Origin of the sequence: Staphylococcus sp. HMSC055A09 (assembly GCF_001809655.1) — a bacterium.
Lineage (GTDB): Bacteria > Bacillota > Bacilli > Staphylococcales > Staphylococcaceae > Staphylococcus > Staphylococcus capitis.
Genome location: NZ_KV798369.1, coordinates 209,578 through 231,965, shown reverse-complemented (window position 1 = coordinate 231,965; position 22,388 = coordinate 209,578). Strand labels below are relative to the sequence as shown.

At 32.0% G+C, this 22,388-nt stretch carries 21 protein-coding genes; 11 read left to right on the top strand and 10 right to left on the bottom strand.

What is annotated here, in order from left to right:
* Positions 1-289 precede the first annotated feature (289 nt).
* The 4 genes from HMPREF2642_RS06700 (at position 290) to pepT (ending at position 4,128) form a co-directional block, all read left to right on the top strand.
* Positions 290-1,360, top strand: a complete 1,071-nt coding sequence (locus tag HMPREF2642_RS06700) for a GGDEF domain-containing protein GdpS (protein WP_002433106.1) — start codon at positions 290-292, stop codon at positions 1,358-1,360.
* 250 nt (positions 1,361-1,610) lie between these two features.
* Positions 1,611-2,372, top strand: coding sequence for a threonine/serine exporter family protein (locus tag HMPREF2642_RS06695; protein ID WP_023350663.1), 762 nt, complete (start codon positions 1,611-1,613; stop codon positions 2,370-2,372).
* 15 nt (positions 2,373-2,387) lie between these two features.
* Complete coding sequence (locus HMPREF2642_RS06690; RefSeq protein ID WP_070597740.1) at positions 2,388-2,882, top strand: threonine/serine exporter family protein; 495 nt, start codon at positions 2,388-2,390, stop codon at positions 2,880-2,882.
* 19 nt (positions 2,883-2,901) lie between these two features.
* Positions 2,902-4,128, top strand: a complete 1,227-nt coding sequence (pepT, locus tag HMPREF2642_RS06685) for a peptidase T (RefSeq protein WP_030064719.1) — start codon at positions 2,902-2,904, stop codon at positions 4,126-4,128.
* A 102-nt stretch (positions 4,129-4,230) separates the two neighbouring features.
* On the opposite strand, the gene HMPREF2642_RS06680 is transcribed toward pepT, so the two are convergent.
* The 3 genes from HMPREF2642_RS06680 to HMPREF2642_RS06670 all read right to left on the bottom strand — a co-directional run bounded on the left by HMPREF2642_RS06680 (position 4,231) and on the right by HMPREF2642_RS06670 (position 7,000).
* Entirely contained in the window at positions 4,231-5,349 is a 1,119-nt protein-coding gene (locus HMPREF2642_RS06680) for a glycerate kinase (RefSeq protein ID WP_030064717.1), read from the bottom strand.
* 292 nt (positions 5,350-5,641) lie between these two features.
* Positions 5,642-5,962: a bacillithiol system redox-active protein YtxJ gene (gene ytxJ, locus HMPREF2642_RS06675; protein ID WP_002433080.1), complete on the bottom strand. Its 321-nt coding sequence runs from the start codon at positions 5,960-5,962 to the stop codon at positions 5,642-5,644.
* A 147-nt stretch (positions 5,963-6,109) separates the two neighbouring features.
* The gene (locus tag HMPREF2642_RS06670) at positions 6,110-7,000 is read right to left on the bottom strand and encodes an EMYY motif lipoprotein (protein WP_030064715.1); all 891 of its coding nucleotides are present in this window, start codon (positions 6,998-7,000) and stop codon (positions 6,110-6,112) included.
* Between the two features lie 120 nt (positions 7,001-7,120).
* On the opposite strand from HMPREF2642_RS06670, the gene HMPREF2642_RS06665 reads away from it, so the two are divergent.
* The 3 genes from HMPREF2642_RS06665 (at position 7,121) to HMPREF2642_RS06655 (ending at position 9,043) form a co-directional block, all read left to right on the top strand.
* Positions 7,121-7,639, top strand: a complete 519-nt coding sequence (locus tag HMPREF2642_RS06665; protein ID WP_030064713.1) for a GrpB family protein — start codon at positions 7,121-7,123, stop codon at positions 7,637-7,639.
* 131 nt (positions 7,640-7,770) lie between these two features.
* Positions 7,771-8,703, top strand: coding sequence for a UDP-N-acetylmuramate dehydrogenase (murB, locus tag HMPREF2642_RS06660; RefSeq protein ID WP_002433388.1), 933 nt, complete (start codon positions 7,771-7,773; stop codon positions 8,701-8,703).
* 25 nt (positions 8,704-8,728) lie between these two features.
* Positions 8,729-9,043, top strand: coding sequence for a CHY zinc finger protein (locus tag HMPREF2642_RS06655; protein WP_030064710.1), 315 nt, complete (start codon positions 8,729-8,731; stop codon positions 9,041-9,043).
* A 156-nt stretch (positions 9,044-9,199) separates the two neighbouring features.
* Here the strand turns inward: HMPREF2642_RS06655 and nrdF are convergent, their stop codons facing one another.
* The 3 genes from nrdF to nrdI all read right to left on the bottom strand — a co-directional run bounded on the left by nrdF (position 9,200) and on the right by nrdI (position 12,747).
* Entirely contained in the window at positions 9,200-10,168 is a 969-nt protein-coding gene (nrdF, locus tag HMPREF2642_RS06650; RefSeq protein ID WP_002433452.1) for a class 1b ribonucleoside-diphosphate reductase subunit beta, read from the bottom strand.
* 112 nt (positions 10,169-10,280) lie between these two features.
* Entirely contained in the window at positions 10,281-12,386 is a 2,106-nt protein-coding gene (gene nrdE, locus HMPREF2642_RS06645) for a class 1b ribonucleoside-diphosphate reductase subunit alpha (protein ID WP_070597739.1), read from the bottom strand.
* Positions 12,349-12,747 (bottom strand): class Ib ribonucleoside-diphosphate reductase assembly flavoprotein NrdI, encoded by a 399-nt coding sequence (gene nrdI, locus HMPREF2642_RS06640; protein WP_023350668.1) that lies wholly within the window; start codon positions 12,745-12,747, stop codon positions 12,349-12,351. The genes nrdE and nrdI overlap by 38 nt, the downstream gene beginning before the upstream one ends.
* Positions 12,748-13,534: 787 nt before the next feature.
* Between nrdI and HMPREF2642_RS06635 the strand changes: the two genes are divergently transcribed.
* The 4 genes from HMPREF2642_RS06635 to HMPREF2642_RS06620 all read left to right on the top strand — a co-directional run bounded on the left by HMPREF2642_RS06635 (position 13,535) and on the right by HMPREF2642_RS06620 (position 17,812).
* Entirely contained in the window at positions 13,535-14,401 is an 867-nt protein-coding gene (locus HMPREF2642_RS06635; RefSeq protein WP_002433090.1) for a DMT family transporter, read from the top strand.
* Between the two features lie 14 nt (positions 14,402-14,415).
* Positions 14,416-14,916 (top strand): preQ(1) synthase, encoded by a 501-nt coding sequence (gene queF, locus HMPREF2642_RS06630; RefSeq protein ID WP_002452724.1) that lies wholly within the window; start codon positions 14,416-14,418, stop codon positions 14,914-14,916.
* A gap of 320 nt (positions 14,917-15,236) precedes the next feature.
* Positions 15,237-16,742, top strand: a complete 1,506-nt coding sequence (locus HMPREF2642_RS06625; protein WP_030064705.1) for a peptide MFS transporter — start codon at positions 15,237-15,239, stop codon at positions 16,740-16,742.
* A gap of 143 nt (positions 16,743-16,885) precedes the next feature.
* On the top strand, positions 16,886-17,812 hold the full coding sequence (locus tag HMPREF2642_RS06620) for a diacylglycerol/lipid kinase family protein (RefSeq protein ID WP_002433375.1): 927 nt from the start codon (positions 16,886-16,888) through the stop codon (positions 17,810-17,812).
* A gap of 174 nt (positions 17,813-17,986) precedes the next feature.
* On the opposite strand, the gene HMPREF2642_RS06615 is transcribed toward HMPREF2642_RS06620, so the two are convergent.
* From HMPREF2642_RS06615 to HMPREF2642_RS06600, 4 genes are all read right to left on the bottom strand, one after another.
* Positions 17,987-18,520 carry a 5' nucleotidase, NT5C type gene (locus HMPREF2642_RS06615; protein WP_070597738.1) on the bottom strand — a complete coding sequence of 178 codons (534 nt, stop codon included), beginning with the start codon at positions 18,518-18,520 and terminating at the stop codon, positions 17,987-17,989.
* Between the two features lie 144 nt (positions 18,521-18,664).
* On the bottom strand, positions 18,665-19,720 hold the full coding sequence (gene hisC / locus HMPREF2642_RS06610) for a histidinol-phosphate transaminase (RefSeq protein WP_049428777.1): 1,056 nt from the start codon (positions 19,718-19,720) through the stop codon (positions 18,665-18,667).
* Positions 19,721-19,866: 146 nt separating this feature from the next.
* On the bottom strand, positions 19,867-21,381 hold the full coding sequence (locus tag HMPREF2642_RS06605; protein ID WP_002433273.1) for an ABC transporter permease/substrate-binding protein: 1,515 nt from the start codon (positions 21,379-21,381) through the stop codon (positions 19,867-19,869).
* Positions 21,374-22,351, bottom strand: coding sequence for an ABC transporter ATP-binding protein (locus HMPREF2642_RS06600; protein WP_030063472.1), 978 nt, complete (start codon positions 22,349-22,351; stop codon positions 21,374-21,376). Before HMPREF2642_RS06600 ends, HMPREF2642_RS06605 begins: the two co-directional genes overlap by 8 nt.
* Between the last annotated feature and the right edge of the window lie 37 nt (positions 22,352-22,388).

Here is a 22,388-nt window from a genome sequence, read left to right as displayed (position 1 = left end):
ATTTTATGCGTTACGATAAAACATAACGCCCCCTCCCTCAATAGTCTAGAACGGATGTTACCGGAATGCCCTTTCCGATGACATGTGTTATTTATCTAATAAGCATTGATAAAAAAATTATCATACTTAAACCTTTTTCAATTCAAATATATTTTTTCTATCATACCATTTAAGCGACTATTTTAACATTAAATTCCATTTTTTGAACAAAATTTCCAAGGCTAAATGATGACAAATTGTAAGTTTTCACTTACAATAGCTAATGGTCAACAAAGGAGTCGGTTTAGAAATGTTTGAAGCAATCATTTACAACATATCTGTCATGGTCGCAGGTATTTATCTATTTCACAGATTACAGTATTCAGAAAATAAAAAAATGGTATTTTCAAAAGAATACGTGACAGTTTTAATGACACTCGTTTCTCTACTCTTAGCTGCATATCCTATTCCATTTAAGAGCGAATATCTCGTTCATTTAACTTTCGTGCCTTTATTATTTTTAGGGCGCTATACAAATATGATATATACACTGGCTTCCGCATTCATTGTTGCATTAGTTGATGTATTAATATTTGGAAATTCAATTATTTATGGCATTACTTTAGTCGTAATTGCTGGTGTTGTAAGTGCTGTAGGTCCATTTTTAAAACAAAATGATATTGTTTCTTTACTAATTTTAAATTTCATTAGCATTATCATTTTATTAATATTAGCATTTGCAAGTCCAATTTATGACTTAATAGAAATATTAGTACTTATTCCTATTTCTTTAATTATTACTATTGCTTCTGCCATTACATTCGTAGATATTTGGCATTTCTTCTCATTAGTTAACCGTTATGAAAATGAGGACAAATACGATTACCTTACAGGTTTAGGAAATGTAAAAGAATTTGATAGACATTTAAATGAAGTTTCACGTATTGCTGAAGAAAAAAATCAAAGTCTAGCTTTACTCTTAATCGATATTGATGGATTTAAAGATGTAAACGATATTTATTCACACCAATCGGGTGATGCTGTACTTAAACAAATGTCACAGCTATTAAAAAATTATGTACCAAATCAATTTAAAATCTTCAGAAACGGTGGAGAAGAATTCTCAGTTGTCATTAGAAATTACTCGCTAGATCAAAGCGTAAAATTAGCTGAAAATATTCGTTCTGGTGTAGAGAAGTCTTCTTTCCATCTTCCAGATAAGGAAGTTATCAAACTTTCCGTTTCAATCGGGGTCGGATACTTAACCCAAGATGATCGTAAATCACAACGTAAAGTATTTAAAGATGCCGACGATATGGTTCATGTTGCTAAAAGTGAAGGACGTAATAAAGTGATGTTTAACCCTATTGTTAAACTATAAGTTTTAAATACTGCTATCATAGATGTAAACCATTTAATCTTATGATTAAAATGAATCTATGTATGGCAGTTTTTTTATATTCATTCTCATAAAAACATCATATTCTATCAATAAACTTCACAACAACTACAACAATATGAAAATTAAAATTCAGCTTTTAATAGTGTAGTGTCTATTGAAAGTTAAAGGCGCAAGTTGTAAACTTCAATTGTTCATTAAAAAAATAAAATTGTCTTGGAGGTGAAGGTGTATGTCGGATTCCATCACGATAATAGATGAAAATAAAGTTATCGATGTAGTATTAATTGCAGGTAGAATCTTACTTGAAGCGGGCGCTGAAACGTATCGTGTTGAAGATACAATGAACCGTATTGCACATAGTTATGGTTTGCATGATACATATAGTTTTGTTACATCTACTGCGATTATATTTTCACTTAATGATCGCACTAGTACACGATTAATACGTATTCGTGAACGTACAACAGATTTGGAGAAAATCGCTCTTACCAATAGCTTATCTCGTAAAATTTCTAACAATCAACTTACGATTGATGAAGCTAAAACAGAATTAATTCACCTTAGACGTGCATCTCTACAGTATTCATTCTTTATGAATTTTCTTGCTGCATTTATAGCTTGTGGCTTCTTCTTATTTATGTTTGGAGGTACCGCTTCTGACTTTTGGATTGCGTGTTTAGCTGGAGGTGCAGCATTTTTAACTTTTAGTTTTGTACAAAAATACATTCAAATTAAATTCTTCTCAGAGTTTGTAGCCTCAGCAGTAGTTATCAGTATCGCTGCAATTTTCACCAAAATTGGAATCGCTAAAAATCAAGATATTATTACTATTGCAAGTGTTATGCCCTTAGTTCCTGGTATCCTTATAACCAATGCCATTCGTGATTTATTAGCAGGAGAATTGTTAGCTGGTATGTCACGTGGCGTTGAAGCTGCGCTTACCGCCTTTGCAATAGGTGCGGGTGTCGCAATTGTATTACTACTATTATAAGAAAGGCTGTTAATAATGTTATTTTATTTATTCCATTTTACAATTAGTTTCATTTCCACAGTCCTTTTTTCAATTATATTTAATGCGCCCAAAAAGTTACTTGTAGCCTGTGGTTTCGTAGGTGCAGTAGCTTGGACAATTTATCAATTCACAGTTGGGATGGACTTAGGAAAAGTAGGCGCTTCTTTCCTAGGAAGTTTAATTTTAGGTTTAATGAGTCATACTATGAGCAGACGATATAAACGACCTGTTATCATCTTTATCGTTCCAGGAATCATTACTTTAGTACCAGGAGGAGCTGCATACGAAGCGACTCGCTACTTAGTCTCTAATAATTATACTTATGCAGTAAATACATTTTTAGAGGTCACTTTAATTTCGGGCGCCATCGCTTTCGGTATACTTGTGTCTGAAATCATCTATTATATTTACACTCGTATTAAACAGTATTATGGTAAAATCAAAGGTAAAACTTATAGAAAATCGTATAATATGAATAATAGAGTTTAACCTTAAGGGGATGATTATAATGAAAGAACAAATTATTAACCGATTAACAAGATATGTAAAAATCGATACGCAATCAGATCCAAACTCTCAATCAACACCGTCCACAGATAAACAGTGGGATTTATTACGTTTATTGGAAAATGAACTTCAAGCATTTGGGTTATCTACTGATATTGATGAATATGGATATCTATTCGCTACTTTAGAAAGCAATGTAGATGATGAGGTGCCAACAGTAGGTTTCTTGGCCCATGTCGATACATCACCAGATTTCAACGCAACAAATGTTCAACCACAAATTATAGACAACTACGATGGGCAAGCGCTCCAGTTAGGAGATACTCATCGTGTGCTAAATCCAAGTGTTTTCCCTGAGTTAAACCAAGTTGTAGGACATACATTAATGGTTACAGACGGTACATCATTACTTGGCGCTGACGATAAAGCAGGTGTTGTCGAAATTATGGAAGGTATTAAATACTTAATTGATCACCCTGAAATTAAGCATGGTCGTATTCGAGTCGGTTTCACACCCGATGAGGAAATTGGTAGAGGACCTCACAAGTTTGACGTTGCTCGTTTTAATGCTGACTTCGCATACACAATGGATGGAAGCCAATTGGGTGAACTTCAATTTGAAAGTTTCAATGCGGCGGAAGCTACAGTTACTTGTCACGGCGTGAATGTTCACCCTGGTTCCGCTAAAAACGCAATGGTGAATGCAATTAATTTAGGCCAACAATTTAATAGTCTTCTACCACCTAGCGAAGTGCCTGAACGTACTGAAGGATATGAAGGATTTTATCATTTAATGAGTTTCGAGGGTAACGTTGAAAAAGCAACGCTCCAATATATCATTCGTGATCATGATAAAAAGCAGTTCGACTTACGAAAAAAACGCATGATGGAAATTCGTGATGACATCAATACTCACTATGAGGATTTCCCTGTAAAAGTCGATGTTCATGACCAATATTATAATATGGCAGAAAAAATTAAACCCTTACAACACATTATTGATATCCCTAAACGTGTATTTGCTAAACTTGATATTGAACCTAATACTGAACCTATTCGTGGTGGCACAGACGGTTCACAATTATCATTTATGGGGTTACCTACACCTAATATTTTCACAGGATGTGGTAACTTCCACGGCCCATTCGAATATGCATCAATAGATGTTATGGAAAAAGCAGTTCAAGTTGTCGTAGGTATCGCTGAAGAAGTTGCTAAAAAAGAATAATCATTCGAAACTTTGATATTAATTTAAAAGCGGGCTAGAAATATAATTTTTTTATGAATTATATTTCTAGCCCGCTTTCTTATCTTATTATCTAAAATAGATTTATTGATTAAGACTCGTTTTAAGTAATTTAAGAGCTTGAACTGTGTAATGGCGTATTTGAATGCCCATTCTAAAATCTGTATACGTTTCAGGCATATCTATAAATGTGTTAAACATTGCAGTCACACCTTGCGATTCAAACAAATCAAACTTATCACTTGTGGCACAAATTGCGATGGCAGGTTTATGATATTTTTGAGTTAAATCAGCAATACGCAAAGTAGTTGTCTCTAGAATTTGATCTTTTTCTTTGAGTCCTTCCCCAAAAATAATTAAGTCGGCTTGCTCAATTAAATCTTCTAAGTGTGTAATTTGATTAACAAGTTCGTGACTTGTTAATATTTCAGCTTGATATAAGCCTTTTAACACTGCAGCAATGCCTCCCCCAGCACCGCCACGTTCTATAGGGCCAATTGCTAATTTGAGTTCACTTTTAAATAGTTCACTAAAATACCAAACTAAATTATCAATTTCAGCAGCTTCGCTTTGATTTAATTGAAACGTTTGATACGTTTGCATAATCTCACTTTGCTTACCATACAATCGACTTGAAAAATCGGACATTAATTGTAATTTGGCATTAGCAAGCTGAGGATGTACATCAGATAAATCAATGCGTCTAATATATTTAATTTTATATGCACCCTCACTCACATCTACAATGTTTGCTTCATCATCATAGAATTTTGCACCAAGCGCTTGTAACATACCGGCACCTGCATCAAAGCTACCAATACCTCCTAGAGATATAACGATATGTTTCGCTTGATTATCCAGTGCTGCTTTTAATACTTCACCTAAACCATAACTAGAACGCTGATCAATCGGCTTTTCACCGTTTAAGAATAAATTCCCCTCAATAACAGTCATTCCACTATCAGTTTGGCCGTACATCGCTTCTACGTCATTCATATCGGCATCATGAGCTTTAACACGATATTTATTTCCAGACTGCCATAGAAATACAGAATCCATTAATTCATGTCTTCCATTAAATAATGGAACCTGTACAATATCTGCATGTTCAATTTGACTTGCTACCGCTTCTTCAACGTACCTATTCGCTTGATAACTGGAAATAATTCCATTGAACTCATCCATGGCTACTAAAACCTTCATTGTCTTAACCACCTTATATCTTTTACTCTTTTTCAAAATGATTTTCAACTTAAATATTGTTTAATGGTTCGCATTTGAACCTATCCGCGTACTTATTTTACAAGTAATATTTATTAGGATATGATTATTCACTTATCTTTATAAATTTAAGGATAATGATGTACTTATACATAATTCACTAACACATTATACATATTTTCTTAGAATTTTTCATAATATACGAAAGGCTTGCCATACATCTTCACTATCAGATGTCTATGACAAGCCACTTAAACATTTAAATTATTTTCATTTATTCCTCAGCTTGTGCAAGTTGAGAAACGTTAATATCATCGTGATCAGCATTCCACTTCATCTCACCATTTACAAAGTAAAAGGCTTGTGGAGATTCATGCTTCACATTCGTTTTTTCTGCAATATAGTCCGATAATTTACGCTCCTGTTGAACGATTAAATAGTAACCATCAATATCTCTTTCATATAAAAATTTATTAAATTGATCATACGCATTTGCAGAAATTGGACAAGTTTCACTATGTTTTAATACAAAAACATATTTATTCTCTTCTAAGACTTGTTCAAACTGGTCAATTGAACTCAGCTTAATAGCCATTCTATTCACCTCTAAAAATATTTATCACATTTTATGAGCATATGCGTGATATTCATATCCCAAGAATCATCTCAGTGGGTACAATTATACACATTCTGCTGTATAATGTTAACCATCGATTTTTATTTTATTTAATTCAAAAAATAACTATTTTACATTTTCTTTAAACTCATAGTATTGCTTGTTAAATTCTTTATCCTTGCTTGAAATATCTTTACCCTCTTTTGGTAATTTATCCACATCAATTTTAGATAATTTTTCACTAATTTCGATAGTGTCTACTCGTGTGTCATAGTAATTTTGTAAACTGTAGTACATTTCAATTGCATTTTTCCTAGCATTATCTACGTGTTGGTCTGAAATATTAGTTTGGTTAATATCTTTAATTTGTTTATCAATCAATGGTGAAATATGATCATTGATTGCTTTTTTAGCTGAATCTGAATTTGTAGTAGAAGAATTGAGATATTTCTTAGCTGTAGATTTGAGTTGCTTATTATTTTCTTCTAATTTAGATGTTAACTGATCAGCATCACTTTTATTAGTAGCTTTATTAATATCGGATTCTACCTCTGATCTATTTTTTTCGAAAAGTTTCGTATAATCTAGTATATCTTCATTATCTTTGATAGAACGATTACATAAATCAACAAATGATTTTAAATCATTAATTGAAGTTTCTTTCTCTTTAACAGTATCTAAATACGAGTTACGTAGATTTTTAACATCATTTGTATTTGCAGGTAATTGATTAGCAGCCTTTTTATATTTCTTAAATTCCGGCATGAGATAGTTATTAATATCTTTTTGAAGTGCAATAAATTCTTTTTTGTTTTTATCTGTCGTATCCGTTTTACTTAAGTTATCTAACTCTTTTAAATGTATTTTATCTATAACTTCTTCAACGTTTTTTTGCTTTTTCTTAACATCACTGAGTTTATTGTCAAAATCATTAAAATCTTTGTTAGTTTTATTTCCACAGGCTGTTAGCGTGGTTATAAATATGACAATTGTTGCAATAAATAGTAATTTTTTCATATCTGCACTCCTTATCATTAAACATTATACATAAACGTATTTATTATGAAAATGAATTGTGTTATAGTATGTCAGACTTTACTGTAAAATTGAGAAATTATAATTCACAAGGAGTAAATCATGTATACTTATGTTCAACCTTTAGTCAAAGAGGACTTAAATGAATCGTTCGCTAAAGAATACCAAAACGTCAAAAATATATTGTTTAATTTATTAGATTCACCAGTTAAATACACTCAACATATTGGTGGCACGCGTCATTTTAATTATGCTACAGAACCCATATTGGATGTACTTGTAGGAGTCAATAATTTACACGATATTACTGCTCTAGATGAAAAACGTTTGAATTATGCTGGTTTTTACCGACTTCACCATTCCTATAAGAAAAAAGTAGTGATGGCTCGATTCAATAATCTTAGTGAACTTAAGCAAGAAGTAAGATTACATATTATACAGTTAGATACCCCTCTTTTTGAACAGTATCAAAAGGTTGACCAATTATTAACACAAGATAAGAAAATTTCTCAATTATTTTCCACGAAAAAACAAAATATATTGAAACATGTGCGAGCCATTCGTATGTATGAAAATCAAAAACAAAGTATATTTGAGGATTTAAGTAGAGACTCAAATTAATTAGAGCATTTACTACACATCAATACGAGAATTCTTACTTTGTCTATTTAATGGTAAAATAATATATTCAAATTTCGCAAATAACTATTAAAGTTGATATAATAATAATGATATTAAGAAGATGAGAAAGGATGTACAAACCGTTGAATAAAAGTGACATCTTAAATGATTTAAAGTCGATTATTCCCGACAATATAATTAAAGTTGATGAACCTCTCAAACGTTATACATATACTGAAACTGGCGGAGAGGCAGATTTCTATTTATCCCCAACAAAAAATGAAGAAGTGCAAGCAATTGTAGCTTACGCTTATAATAATAATATTCCTGTTACATATTTAGGTAATGGTTCAAATATTATCATACGTGAAGGTGGAATAAGAGGCATCGTTCTAAGTCTACTATCATTAGATCATATTGATGTTTCTGACGATGCGATTATCGCTGGTAGTGGCGCTGCAATCATTGATGTTTCAAGAGTTGCACGAGATCATGTTCTTACTGGTTTAGAGTTTGCATGTGGTATTCCAGGTTCAATCGGTGGTGCTGTATTTATGAATGCTGGTGCATATGGCGGTGAAGTTAAAGATTGTATCGACTATGCGCTATGCGTTAATGAGAAAGGTGATTTAATCAAGTTAACTAATGAAGAATTAGAGCTAGATTACAGAAATAGTATTGTTCAAAAGAAACATCTTGTTGTACTTGAAGCAGCGTTCACTTTAATGCCAGGTCATTTAGATGAAATTCAAGCTAAAATGGATGATTTAACTGAAAGAAGAGAATCAAAACAACCATTAGAATACCCTTCTTGTGGAAGTGTATTCCAAAGACCTCCTGGCCATTTCGCTGGTAAATTAATTCAAGACTCTGATTTACAAGGTCATCGCATCGGTGGCGTAGAAGTATCTAAAAAACATGCTGGCTTTATGGTTAATGTAGATAAAGGTACGGCAACAGATTACGAAGATTTAATTCACCACGTACAAAGAACTGTTAAAGATAAATTTGATGTAGAATTAAATACAGAAGTACGTATTATTGGAGAACACCCTAAAAGTTAATTTTAAAAGGAGGTACATCTAATCTATGCCTAATATTCACGGTTCAGTCATTGATAAAGAGACAAGATGTACTCACTATCACTCTTTTTTAGATGTTATTGCAATTAAATTTAAATGTTGTGACAAATATTATCCTTGTTATAAATGTCATGATGAACATGAATCACATTCTATACAAAGATGGACTGAGAAAGAATTTGATAGAAAAGTTATTATGTGTGGTGTGTGCAACCATGAAATGAGTATTCACGACTACATGATGGTTGAAGTGTGTCCTAAATGCAAAGCACATTTTAATAGTAGATGTAAATTTCACTATCATTTGTATTTTGAAATATAACTTACTTTAAAAGTTTTTAATAGTCATTTTGTAACTAAGGTTAAGCAATTGAGTTTGCTTAACCTTTTTATTATATAAAAATCAAAAAACCTTTAGTTATACAACACGGTAAGTATTGTAAACTAAAGGTTTTTCTTCTTATTAGGTTAATATTTATTATTCATCGAATACAAAGTCTTCATCTCGTAACGCTTCAACATTTAATGCTAACGTATAGCCGTCACCTTTTACTGAGAAGAAGTCATGGTTCTTAGTAGATGTATCTAAAGCATTCTCGATAATTGGATTAAATTCACGTTCTTCAAAATAAGGTTCAAAACCTAAGTTAGATAAAGCCTTATTACCATTATAACGAACATAGTTAAGTACATCTTCAGTTAAACCAATATCATCATATAATAAGTGTGTATAAGATACTTCATTATCATAAAGTTCGTTTAATAACTTATACATTTCTTGATCTGCTTTTTGCTTTTCACTCTCTGACAGCTCATTGCGTAAGCTTTGAGCATCTAAACCAGTGAAAACACCGTGAATTGATTCATCTAATAAGATTTTACGAATAATTTCACCAGAAGTCGTCATTTTACCTTGACCAGCAAGGTATAGCGGATAGTAGAAACCAGAGTAAAATAAGAACGTTTCTAAGAATACACTTGATACTCTTGCGATATATTGATCAAAAATTGATGCTTCTTTTCCCCAAAGCTTATGATAGTTGTCGATAATTTTATCTGATTTATATTTTAAATGAGGTTCTTCAATTACCCATGTGTCTAACAAATAGTTCGTTTCACTAGACGGAAGTAATGTTGTGAAGATATGAGAATAACTTTTAGCGTGAATTTGTTCCATCATAGCCATAAATGAGTATACAGCTTTTTTTCTTAAATCAGTCGTATGTAACATAATCAAAGGCATTCCATCGTCTGCTTGATGAGTATCTAGCCCTGTTAATCCTGCTAAAGCCTTTTTAAATGTTTCTTTTTCAGAATCTGTCAATGTTTTCCAACTTGCTATATCTTTTGAAACTTTAAACTCTGTTTCGACCCACATTTGTGAGATGTTTTGACGCCAAAACATATTCGTCATATCTTCTTGGGTGTTCCAGTTGACCGCTTTCATGTAAATCCTCCTGTCATTATTATGTATTGCATAGAGAATTTCAACCACACTAAATATGATAAACATAATTAGCAGTGATTGAAATTTCTAGCATTTTATTTAATTTAAAATATTAGATTGCACAGCTTGTACATTCTTCTACACTAAGTAATTTGTTACGTGTATAATAAAGTGATTTTAGTCCTTTATAGTGTGCGTAAACATATAATCTTGAAAGTTCACGTGTAGAAATTTCTGAATTTACATATAGAATTGTTGAAATACCTTGGTCTACATGTGTTTGTATTGTTGAAACTAAATCGATTAATTTCATTTGATCAGTATTAAATGCTGATTTGTAATACCACATTGTTTCAAGTGATAGGAAAGGCATTGGATAAAATGTTTCAGCATTTCCATAAGTACGACGCTCAATTTGATCTACAATAGGCATTACAGAGCTTGTTGCATTTTGCACATATGAAATACTTTGAGTAGGTGCAATAGCTAAACGGTAAGCATGATAAAGACCATATTGTTCTACTTCTTTTTGTAGAGCTTTCCAATCTTCTGATGTTGGAATATCTAAACCATCGAATAGCTGGCGAACTTTTTCAAATTGTGGCTCAAATTCTTGTGAAGTATAGAATTCAAAGTATTTGCCATTAGCATAATCTGATTGGTCAAAATCTTGATAGCTTTCTCCGCGTTCTTTAGCTATTTCCATTGAACGTTCTATAGAATAATAGTTCATCATCATGAAGAATATATTAGCAAAGTCTTTCGCCTCTTCAGACTCATAACCGATTTTATTTTTTGCTAAATATCCATGAAGGTTCATTACACCTAGACCTACTGAGTGCAACTCACTATTAGCTTTTTTAACACCTGGAGCATTTTGTATATTAGCTTCATCACTCACTACAGTAAGTGCATCCATACCAGTGTGAACAGAATCTCTGAATTTACCTGATTCCATAACATTAACAATGTTTAGAGAGCCAAGATTACAAGAAATATCACGTTTAATCTCATCTTGTGTACCATAGTCATTGATAATAGATGTCTCTTGTAATTGGAAAATTTCTGTACATAAATTACTCATTTTAATTTGACCAATATCGGAGTTGGCATGTACTTTATTTGCATTATCTTTAAACATTAAATACGGATAACCAGATTGTAGTTGAGTTTGTGCAATTGTATTTAACATTTCACGTGCATCTTTTTTCTTCTTATCAATGTTAGGATTAGCAACCATATCATCATAATATTTCTCTAAATCAATATCATCTAATGTCACACCATACTCTTGTTTTACAGTATGTGGGGCGAACATATAGAAGTCTTTACCTTCTTTAGCTAAATCAAAGAACTTAGAAGGAACAATAAGACCTGTTGAAATTGTAGATAAACGTAAATCTTCATCAGCATTGACCTTTTTAGTATCTAAAAATTCTTCCACATCATAATGGAAAATATTTAAATATACAGCACCTGCACCAGGTCTTTGACCTAATTGATCGGCATAACTAAATCCACCTTCAAGTGCTTTAGCTACTGGTAATACACCTTTAGCAACACCTTTAATACCTTTGATTGCCTCTCCACGGGCACGTAATTTTGATAAATTAATAGCGACACCGCCACCAATTTTACTTAGTTGCTTCGCTGTTGAATCAATAAAGTTAATAGAATTTAAACTATCATCAACTTCTAATAAGAAACATGAAACGAGCTCACCGCGACGTGCACGACCTGCGTTTAAGAAAGTAGGCGTTGCTGGTTGATAACGTTGTTCAACCATAGAAGAAATAAATTGTTTTGCTTGTTTAGTATCACCATTAGCTAAATAAAGGGCAACAATTGCAACATGTTGATTATAGTCTTCTAAAAATTGACTTTTATCGTTTGTTTTTAAAGCATAGTCCTTATAGAACTTACTTGCAGACATGTAGCTAGCGAATTGAAAATAGATTGACTTAGCATATTCAGTAATTTCTCGTAATTCTTCTTCAGAGTATTTCTCAAATACATTGAAATAAAAGTCATTATCCACAAGGTAATGTAAACGTTCAATTTCATCATCGAAATAAATTGTTTTATCGTGGATTTCTTCAAGATAAACTTTTAATGCTTCCTGATCCTTCTCTAAATCAAAGAAACCATTATCTTTCCGCTTCGTTACTTCATTATTTAGTTCAATATGATTGTATTTCTTCTCGTTCATGGTTTTCATTGAAATTACCCACCTTATCCTTAAATTCAATTACATCATTGTTCGTACCTTGTACTTCAAATTTCATAAGTAGAGGAACATCATAGTCCTCTGAGATTGTACGGCCTGCTTTAGCAAAATTTTGCCCCCAATTACGATTTCCGCTTGCAGCTACCGCTTGTAATTGAGCGTGATTAACTTCTAAAAAAGATTGAACAGGTTGTGGCACTTCTCCAAATCCAATAGTGCCAGTAACTAAGATATATGGTTCATTTACTGGTTCCGTACAATTGTCTTGAGTAATTTCTAACGTGTCATCAATTTCTGCTCGCTTTATAAAACGTCTAACATTTCCAGAAAATGAGAAATATACTACTTTCATTGGATCACCTTCTTTCTTCAATCTTTAGTTGTCGTGTCTATATTGAGCATTCACAAACTCAAAAAATAAAAGCACCACTACTATAGAGGTGTAAACCGTTTTGATTTTTAATTTCTAAATATTCTTATTTCTTGTAAAAGAAAATTTATTTTAATGCCTTTAGTATGTCTTTAAGTTTATAACCACTACATATAGTACTTAAAACTTAAATAATACTAAATGATAAATTGCTTTATTTGTAACTGATTACTAATTTTGCAATGATTTATCATTTGAATTAGTGTGATTTTGCATTAAAATTTATTAATTTCCCAGTATGAACTTTTAAACTCCAAACACTATATATAGTGTTTGGTTTTAAAAGTTCATACTATATTCTGTGTTTCATTATACATAAGTAGAATGTTTAATGAAAGTTAAAGTTTAATGACGAAAAAACTAAAATTTTTAGAAAGTGCACCACTACGTGTTTAAAGACTAATATTCTGAATAAAAAAATTTTTTCAAGTTTCTTTGCTTGCATTTTACTAAAATTTAGACGTACCTGTTCATTGTGTGACCTGGTAAAATCTCAATATGATAGTATGCAACATATATATACCAATTTGAATATTAATCACTTTCATTACCCACAATTGAGTTGCTTAATAGTCTAGCACTTACTAACAGAACATGTGTTCGTGTGATTATTATAAAACGTCTCTTTTTAATTTGCAAGTACTCATGCATAGCTCCTTTATTTATGCTAATATAGTTACGTTAAACTTATTGTATTGAGGCGATAATATTGAATCCAAAAGTAAAAGGTATTATTGCTATCTTAATTTCTGCTATTGGATTTAGTTTTATGTCTGTATTCTTCAGACTTGCTGGAGACTTACCTGTCTTCCAAAAATCTTTAGCTAGAAATTTAGTAGCTATGTTTATACCTCTATTTTTTATCATAAAATATAAGCAACCTATATTTGGTAAACTGAGTAGCCAACCTTTATTGATTTCACGTTCTACACTAGGTCTCATAGGAGTATTACTGAATATATACGCTATTGACCATATGGTACTTAGTGATGCCGATACACTAATGAAATTGAATCCTTTCTGGACAATTCTCCTAAGTTTAATCTTTTTACATGAGAAGGTTCGTAAATATCAAATATCAGCGATGATTATCGCTATATTAGGTATGTTACTCATTGTTAAACCTGAATTTTCATCATCAGTGATTCCATCAATAGCCGGCTTATTTTCAGGTATATTTGCTGCGTCAGCTTACACATGTGTTCGTGCACTTAGTACACGTGAAAAACCTTATACAATTGTATTCTATTTCTCATTATTCTCAGTTGTTGTCTTAATACCATTCTCAATTTTCACATTTGAACCTATGACAACTGTCCAAGTTTTATACTTGCTTGGTGCAGGTTTATCTGCAGCTGTTGGACAAATAGGTATCACACTTGCATATAGCTTTGCGCCTGCTAAAGACATTTCAATCTTCACATATGCTTCTATAATATTCACAGCATTATTTGGTTTCATCTTATTCGGAGAAACACCAGATATGTTAGCTACTTTAGGTTATGTTGTTATTATTAGCGCAAGTTACTATATGTTTGAAAAGGCACGACGAGAATCAAATATAAAAGAAAGTTAAAGGAGCTAAATTAAATGGCACAAGGACGTCAAAAAGATGAACTTCAAGATATTACTTTACTAGGAAATCAAAACAATACGTATGATTTTAATTACAGACCAGATGTTCTAGAAACCTTTGATAACAAGCATCAAGGTCGTGACTACTTCGTCAAATTTAATTGTCCAGAGTTTACATCGTTATGTCCTATTACAGGCCAACCAGATTTTGCAACAATTTATATTTCATATATCCCTAATGTCAAAATGGTTGAATCTAAATCATTGAAACTATATTTATTTAGCTTTAGAAACCATGGTGACTTCCACGAAGATTGTATGAATATAATTATGAATGATTTGATTGAACTTATGGATCCTCATTATATTGAAGTTTGGGGTAAATTCACACCTAGAGGTGGCATCTCAATTGACCCATATACAAACTATGGCCGTCCTAATTCTAAATATGAAAAGATGGCTGAACATCGTTTGATGAATCACGATATGTATCCTGAAAAGATTGATAATCGATAAATACCACTATCCTCCATTAAAATTAAATGTTTAATGGAGGATTTTTGTTATAAAAAATTATTTTCAAATTTGATAAAAAAAGTATTGCACTTTGACGCGTTAAAGCGTATTTTATTTATATTGATTTATTTCTACACATGCTTATAATTAATCAAATAAAGACACATATTATCTTATAAATGTAGTAAAATCTATAAATTGACTGAATATTCATATTATTTTTATTTTTTGAAAATTGTTGAAACTTATTATTTACAATAGTACAATCGTTTTTAAACAATTAAATATGGTATTAGGGGAAGAAAGGATGGGATGATATTATGACAACGAATAATTCCCATGAGCAAGCAGTTCAAGAAATACCTCAACATGGATTCTTTGGGCATCCTCGAGGTTTAGGCGTACTCTTTTTCGTAGAGTTTTGGGAGCGTTTTAGCTACTACGGCATGAGAGCGATGCTTATTTTTTATATGTATTTTGCGATACAAGATCATGGACTTGGAATCGATAAAACTACGGCAATGTCTATCATGTCTGTATACGGGGCTTTAATATATATGTCTTCTATTCCAGGAGGTTGGATTGCGGACAGAATTACAGGGACACGTGGTGCAACTTTAATAGGTGCAGTTTTAATAATTATTGGACATATCTGTTTAAGTTTACCATTTGCAATGTTTGGCCTATTCGCTTCTATGTTCTTTATTATTGTTGGTTCAGGTTTAATGAAGCCAAATATTTCAAATATTGTAGGTCGTTTGTATCCACAAAATGACGTGAGAATGGACGCAGGATTTGTAATCTTCTATATGTCTGTTAACTTTGGCGCACTTGTTTCACCTATTATTTTGCAACACTTCATTAATGTTAAAAACTTCCATGGCGGATTCTTAATTGCTGCTATTGGTATGGCATTAGGTTTAGTTTGGTATGTATTATTTAATCGCAAAAATTTAGGTAGTGTAGGCATGAAACCAACAAATCCACTATCACCAACTGAAAAGAAAAAATACAGTATAATTATAGCGATGATTACAGTAGTTATAGCGATAGTAGTTATCATTTCTTACATAACTCATACATTATCATTCGATTTAGTTAGTAATTCAGTACTCGTTTTAGGTATTGCATTACCAATAATCTATTTCACTACTATGATTCGTAGTAAAGAAGTAACTGATATTGAACGTTCACGTGTAAAAGCTTTTATTCCTTTATTTATTTTAGGTATGCTTTTCTGGGCAATACAAGAACAAGGCTCTAACGTATTAAATATTTATGGTATAGAGCATTCAGATATGAAATTAAATTTATTTGGTTGGAAAACAAACTTCGGTGAAGCCATCTTCCAATCAATAAATCCTTTGTTTATCTTATTATTTGCACCAGTCGTATCTGCAGTTTGGCAAAAATTAGGTAAACGTCAACCTAGCCTACCAATGAAATTTGTTATAGGCGCTTTAATGGCTGGCGCATCATATATTATGATGGGTATTATTGGTAATATTTACGGAAACACGCATTTCTCAGTAAACTGGGTAATTCTCTCATACATCATATGTGTCGTTGGTGAGTTGTGTCTTTCTCCTACTGGTAATAGTGCAGCAGTAAAATTAGCACCGAAAGCATTCAATGCTCAAATGATGAGTTTATGGTTATTAACAAACGCATCTGCTCAAGCATTTAATGGTACATTAGTTAAATTAATAGATCCATTGGGTCAAACGAATTACTTCATTTTCTTAGGTGTTACTACAGCTATAATTACATTTATTATTCTTGCTTTCAGTCCTAAAATTATAAAAGCGATGAAAGGCATTCGTTAATCGTATCTCTAGCTACAAGTCGATTATTTTCGACTTGTGGTTTTTTTATTTTATAATAGTTATAATTTCTAATTATTTGCTTTTGTTACTCGAAAAAGGGTAACCCTTAAACTAAGAGAATTTTACGAAAGTAGGCATTCAAAATGGAAAATAAATATAACCATGGTGTCTTGTTTTATCATGAACATAGTGGCTTAAAAGATATATATGAAGGACTTGGTGAGGTGACTAAATCACTTAGTTCAATGTGTAAGCACTTATCAATTCAGTTAAGTGAAAACGAAGGCGACATTATCAAATACTGTGAATCTATTAAGAATGATAAATATGGTTCAGAAATAGATATATTATTTATTTTAGGTGGAGATGGTACTGTTAATGAACTGGTAAACGGTGTCATGCAACACGATTTACAATTACCAGTGGGTATTATCCCAGGTGGAACATTTAATGACTTCACTAAAACATTAAACTTAGACTCTAACTTTAAAAATGCAAGTTCCCAATTACTTTCAGCACAAGTTGGTTCATATGATGTAATGAAAGTTAATGATACATTTGTCCTTAACTTTGTTGGTTTAGGGCTAATAGTTCAAAATGCTGAGAATGTCCAAGAAGGTTCTAAGGATGTTTTTGGCAAGCTAAGTTATATTGGATCAACAGTAAAAACACTAATGAATCCTAGTAAATTCAACTTTAAGCTCAACGTTGATGGAAGAGAAGAAACTGGTAATACCTCTATGCTTCTTATAGCTAATGGCCCAAATATCGGTGGCGGACGCGTTCCTTTAACTGACCTCTCTCCTCAAGATGGAAAAGTTGATACGTTTATATTCGATGATCAAAGTTTTAGTATTTTAAATGATATTTTTAAGAAAAGAGATAGTATGAATTGGAATGAAATTACTGAGGGCATAGACCATATTCCAGGTCAACATATTTCTCTATCCACTGAACCTAATATGAAAGTCGATATAGATGGTGAGATTAGTTTAGAAACACCTATTGAAATTGAAGTTTTACCTAAAGCAATACAACTTCTTACTTTTCCAGAATTTGGTAAATCATAAGTTGATTTATTTAGGCTAAGTATTTGATTTAAATAAAGTTAATTATTTACTCGCAACTTCATGAATATAAATCAATTTTAAATAAGAAAACATAAAGTTTTGAATAATAGTGAACGGCAACCTCTATTGAAATAACAATTAGAAGTTGCCGTTTATATGTTTTATAAAGAAATTCTAGTTACCTAAGAAATAATCTTCAACGTCTTTCCAACCACTTACACGGTCAAATCTATCATCATTTATATTATGAGATGCTGTAAACATAATTGATTCACCTTCAAAAATCTCAAGTTGCTTTGGATTATCATCTATTAAATAATCAGCATTCACAATATTTTTTCTCCCACAAAATACAAAGTGTTGTGGGTTTAAGAATGGGAAGAATTCTAATAACCATTCATATTTATCATGAAATGATGTTGGCACATCCATTGCTGCTGTAGCTATATATACGTCATAATGATGATTTAATTTTTCAACTACGTCTTGAGCGTGTGGCATCACTTTCAAACGTCTAAAGAAACCTGGCTCTCTTAATATTTCAGTCACTAATCCTTCATGTTCAGGCATCATATGTTTTAATTTTTTACCATTTAAAGATTCGATGGAAATCCCAAGATTTGCTCTCTCATTTACTGCATCAATAATTTCACCTAGCGTATCAGCTAAGACTTCATCCATATCTATAGCTATTTTCTTTCGAGACATTCTAAAGTACACTCCCTAATGATTTTGAAACTTAAATACATGATTTAGTATAGCAAATATTAAAGTGTAGCACAGTATTCATTCAAAAATCTTCATTCTGCACTACACCCTTTTAACTTTTAAATATATAAATATTAGAACATCTTAATAATTGAAGTCTTTTAATACTTCTAACATCTTCTTATTTTGTTCAGGAAATCCAATCGTAATTCTTACACCATCCGGAAAAGGTCTAGTAATACATCCTACCTTTAGTAACTCATCATATAACGCTTTACTATTGTTGGTTTTTACAAAGATGAAATTAGTTTGACTTGGTAAAAAGTGCTTACTTTGAGGAATTTGATAAAATTTCTCACGTTCTATAGCATTTTTATGAGTAATTTCTTTCAAATACGCTTGGTCTTCTAGTGCAGCAATTGCTGCATATTCTGAGATTCTAGTAACGTTGAATGGTGGTCTAATGATGTTCCACTTTTCAATAGCATCAGAAGAAGCAACTACGTAACCTACTCTTAATCCAGCCAAGCCATAAGCTTTAGAAAATGTGCGCAGTAAAAAAGCATTCTCAAATGTTTCTTGTAACTCTAAAGTGTTAGGAAAATCTGGTGCAGTTACAAATTCAACATACGCTTCATCAATTAATACCGGAATATGACTCGGCACACGTTCCAAGAAATCATTTAGCGTTTCTTGATCAAAATATGTACCAGTTGGGTTATTAGGATTACATAACCAAACTAGAGCTGTATGATCATCAATACTTTGTAGGATACCTTCTAGATCAAACCCACCCTCTTTAAGTGGAACTTGAACAACCTCGGCTGACTCGACGATAGCATTATGATAGTACTGTCCAAAAGTAGCTTCACTCGTCACAATTTTATCTCCAGGTGTTAACACCGCTCTTGAAATCATTAATATTACTTCATCAAGGCCGGCCCCAAATAAAATACGTGATTCGTCGACATTTAAATGTTTACTAATAGCTTTTCTTAGACTTGGTGAGCCACTTTCGGGATAATAATATAGCTCATCTAAATGTTGCTTGATTGCTTCTTTGGCTTTTGGCGTAGGTCCATATAAATTTTCATTTGATGCTAATTTGAATAATTCACCCTCAATACCATACTCTTTTTTTAATGCTTCTGGAGAAAGACCAGGTTCATATGCACATAATTGATTTAACTGACTTTTCATAGTTGAGCATCCCCCTCTAAATTGACTGAAATTTTCAAAAACTTAATATTAATTATAAACAATAATGCATTTTAAAATCAATGAACCTTTAATGGCTGATAAATAAAAATTCCTGACATTTCATCGTGTCAGGAATTCAATAAATATTATTTAATTAACCCTTCTTTTTTCAAATAATCTTTGGCTACTTTATAAGGATCTTGCTTTTTAACTGTTACTTTGTAGTTCATTTCTTGCATTTGTTCATCTGTAATTTTTCCAGCTAATTTATTCAGTGGTTTCTTAACTTCAGGATGTTCTTTAAGGAATTTTTCTTTAAACATTGGTGCACCTTGGTAAGGTGGGAATACGTGTTTATCGTCTTTCAACACAACCATATTATATTGTTTTAATTCAGCATCTGTTGAATACGCATCGATTAAATTAATGTCTCCTTTTTCAACAGCTGTATAACGCAGCTTTGGTTCCATTGTTTTCACATTAGAAATATTAAGATTATAAGCCTTTTTAACGGCTTTAAAACCATCAGGACGATCGTTAAATTCTAATGTAAATCCTGGTTTAAGTTTATCTTCAACCTTTTGTAAATCGCCGATCGTCTTAATATTATTTTTCTTTGCAAAGTCTCGTTTAACTGCTAACGCATACGTATTATTATATTTCATTGGTTTAAGCATCGTCATGTGATCTTTCTTCTCTAAGCTTGTCTTTGCCTGTTGATATACTGCTGGTTCTTTTTTAGATTTTAAGTCTTCTTTAGTAAGCTCACCTAACACAGTACCCGTAAACTCTAAATAACCATCTATATCATCAGATTTCAAGGCATTAAATAAGAACGATGTTTTACCCATCCCATCTTTAACATCAACAGTGTCATCTGTTTCATCTTCAATTAAGATTTTATACATGTTAGTAATAACTGAAGGTTCTGAACCTAATTTACCCGCAAGTGTAATCTTATCACCCTTTTGTGCAAACAGTGGAATTACAATTGCTAATAAAATAACTAGTACAATTGCACCAAGAGTAATTATTATTTTCTTATATGAAAGCTTCTCCATATATCTTAATATTAAATCGAAAATAATAGCTAATAACGCTGCTGGAATCGCACCAATTAAAATAAGTGAACTATCATTACGATCTATACCTAGTAAAATAAGATCCCCTAAACCACCAGCACCAATAAGTGCTGCTAAAGTAGCAGTTCCGATAATTAATACCATTGCAGTACGTATACCTGCCATAATAACAGGCATCGCAATAGGTAGCTCTACCTTCGTAAGTCTTCTAATTGGTTTCATGCCAATACCTTTAGCCGCTTCAACTAAAGATGGATCTACTTCTTCTATACCAGTGTATGTATTACGCAATATAGGCAGTAATGCATATACAACTAAAGCAATGATTGCAGGCACTCGTCCAATCCCAAATATTGGTATCATCAGACCTAATAATGCTAGAGAAGGGATAGTTTGTAATACCGCAGCGATATTCATTACAATCTCTGATATTTTTTTAGTTTTCGTTAATAGTATTCCTAAAGGTACTGCAATAATAGTTGCAATTAATAATGCGATAAATGAAATTTGGATGTGTTCAATAATCGTAGAAAGAAGTTGTCCTTTTCTATCACTTAACGTATTTAGAAACTCATGCATGTGTGACGTTCTCCTTTCTTTCAGCTAAATAGTTGAAGATGTCTTCACGTTTTAGTAAATACTGATTTTGATTGTTACTATCATTAACAATAACAGCATCTGTTTGTGCTAGAAGATGATAAATGTCCTCTACTTTCTGATTCTCATTCACTTCAGGATAACTTGATGTATCTGACATTCCTTCTAAAGGACGATGTATATTTAATTCTTTAATTTTTATATTAGTCAGTCTGTTTTGAGATTGTTGTTCAAGGTGACTTCCCATAAATTGTTTTACAAAGTCAGTTTGAGGATGATCTTTGAAACCTTGTGGTGTATCAATTTGTTCAACATGACCATCATTTAATAGGCAAATTCTATCTCCCAATTTCATTGCTTCTTGAATATCATGTGTAACAAAGACAATAGTCTTTTTAATTTTAGTTTGTAGCTCAATTAAATCATCTTGTAATTTTTCTCTACTTATAGGATCTAAGGCACTAAATGGTTCATCCATAATAATAACAGGAGGATCTGCTGCTAAAGCTCTTACCACTCCTACTCGTTGGCGCTGTCCACCTGACAATTCATCAGGTTTTCGGTTTTTAAATTTTTCAGGCTTTAAACCAACCATATTTAATAATTCGTCTACACGTTGATCGATATCTTTATCTTTCCATTTCTTCATTTGAGGTACTTGTGCAACATTCTCTTTTATAGTCATATGTGGAAATAAAGCAATTTGTTGTAAGACGTATCCAATGTCCCAACGCATTTCATATACAGGGTAATCACTAATAGGTTTATCTTTAAAATAAATATATCCTTCACTTAATGGAATTAAGCGATTAATCATTTTAAGTGTTGTCGTTTTTCCACACCCTGATGGTCCAATTAACACGAAAAATTCCCCTTCTTTGATATTAAAACTTACATTATCTACTGCTGTATTATTCCCATATCGTTTCGTAACATTCTTAAATTTAATCACAATTTCACCTTCGTTCATTCTACTAAAAGTAGACAAT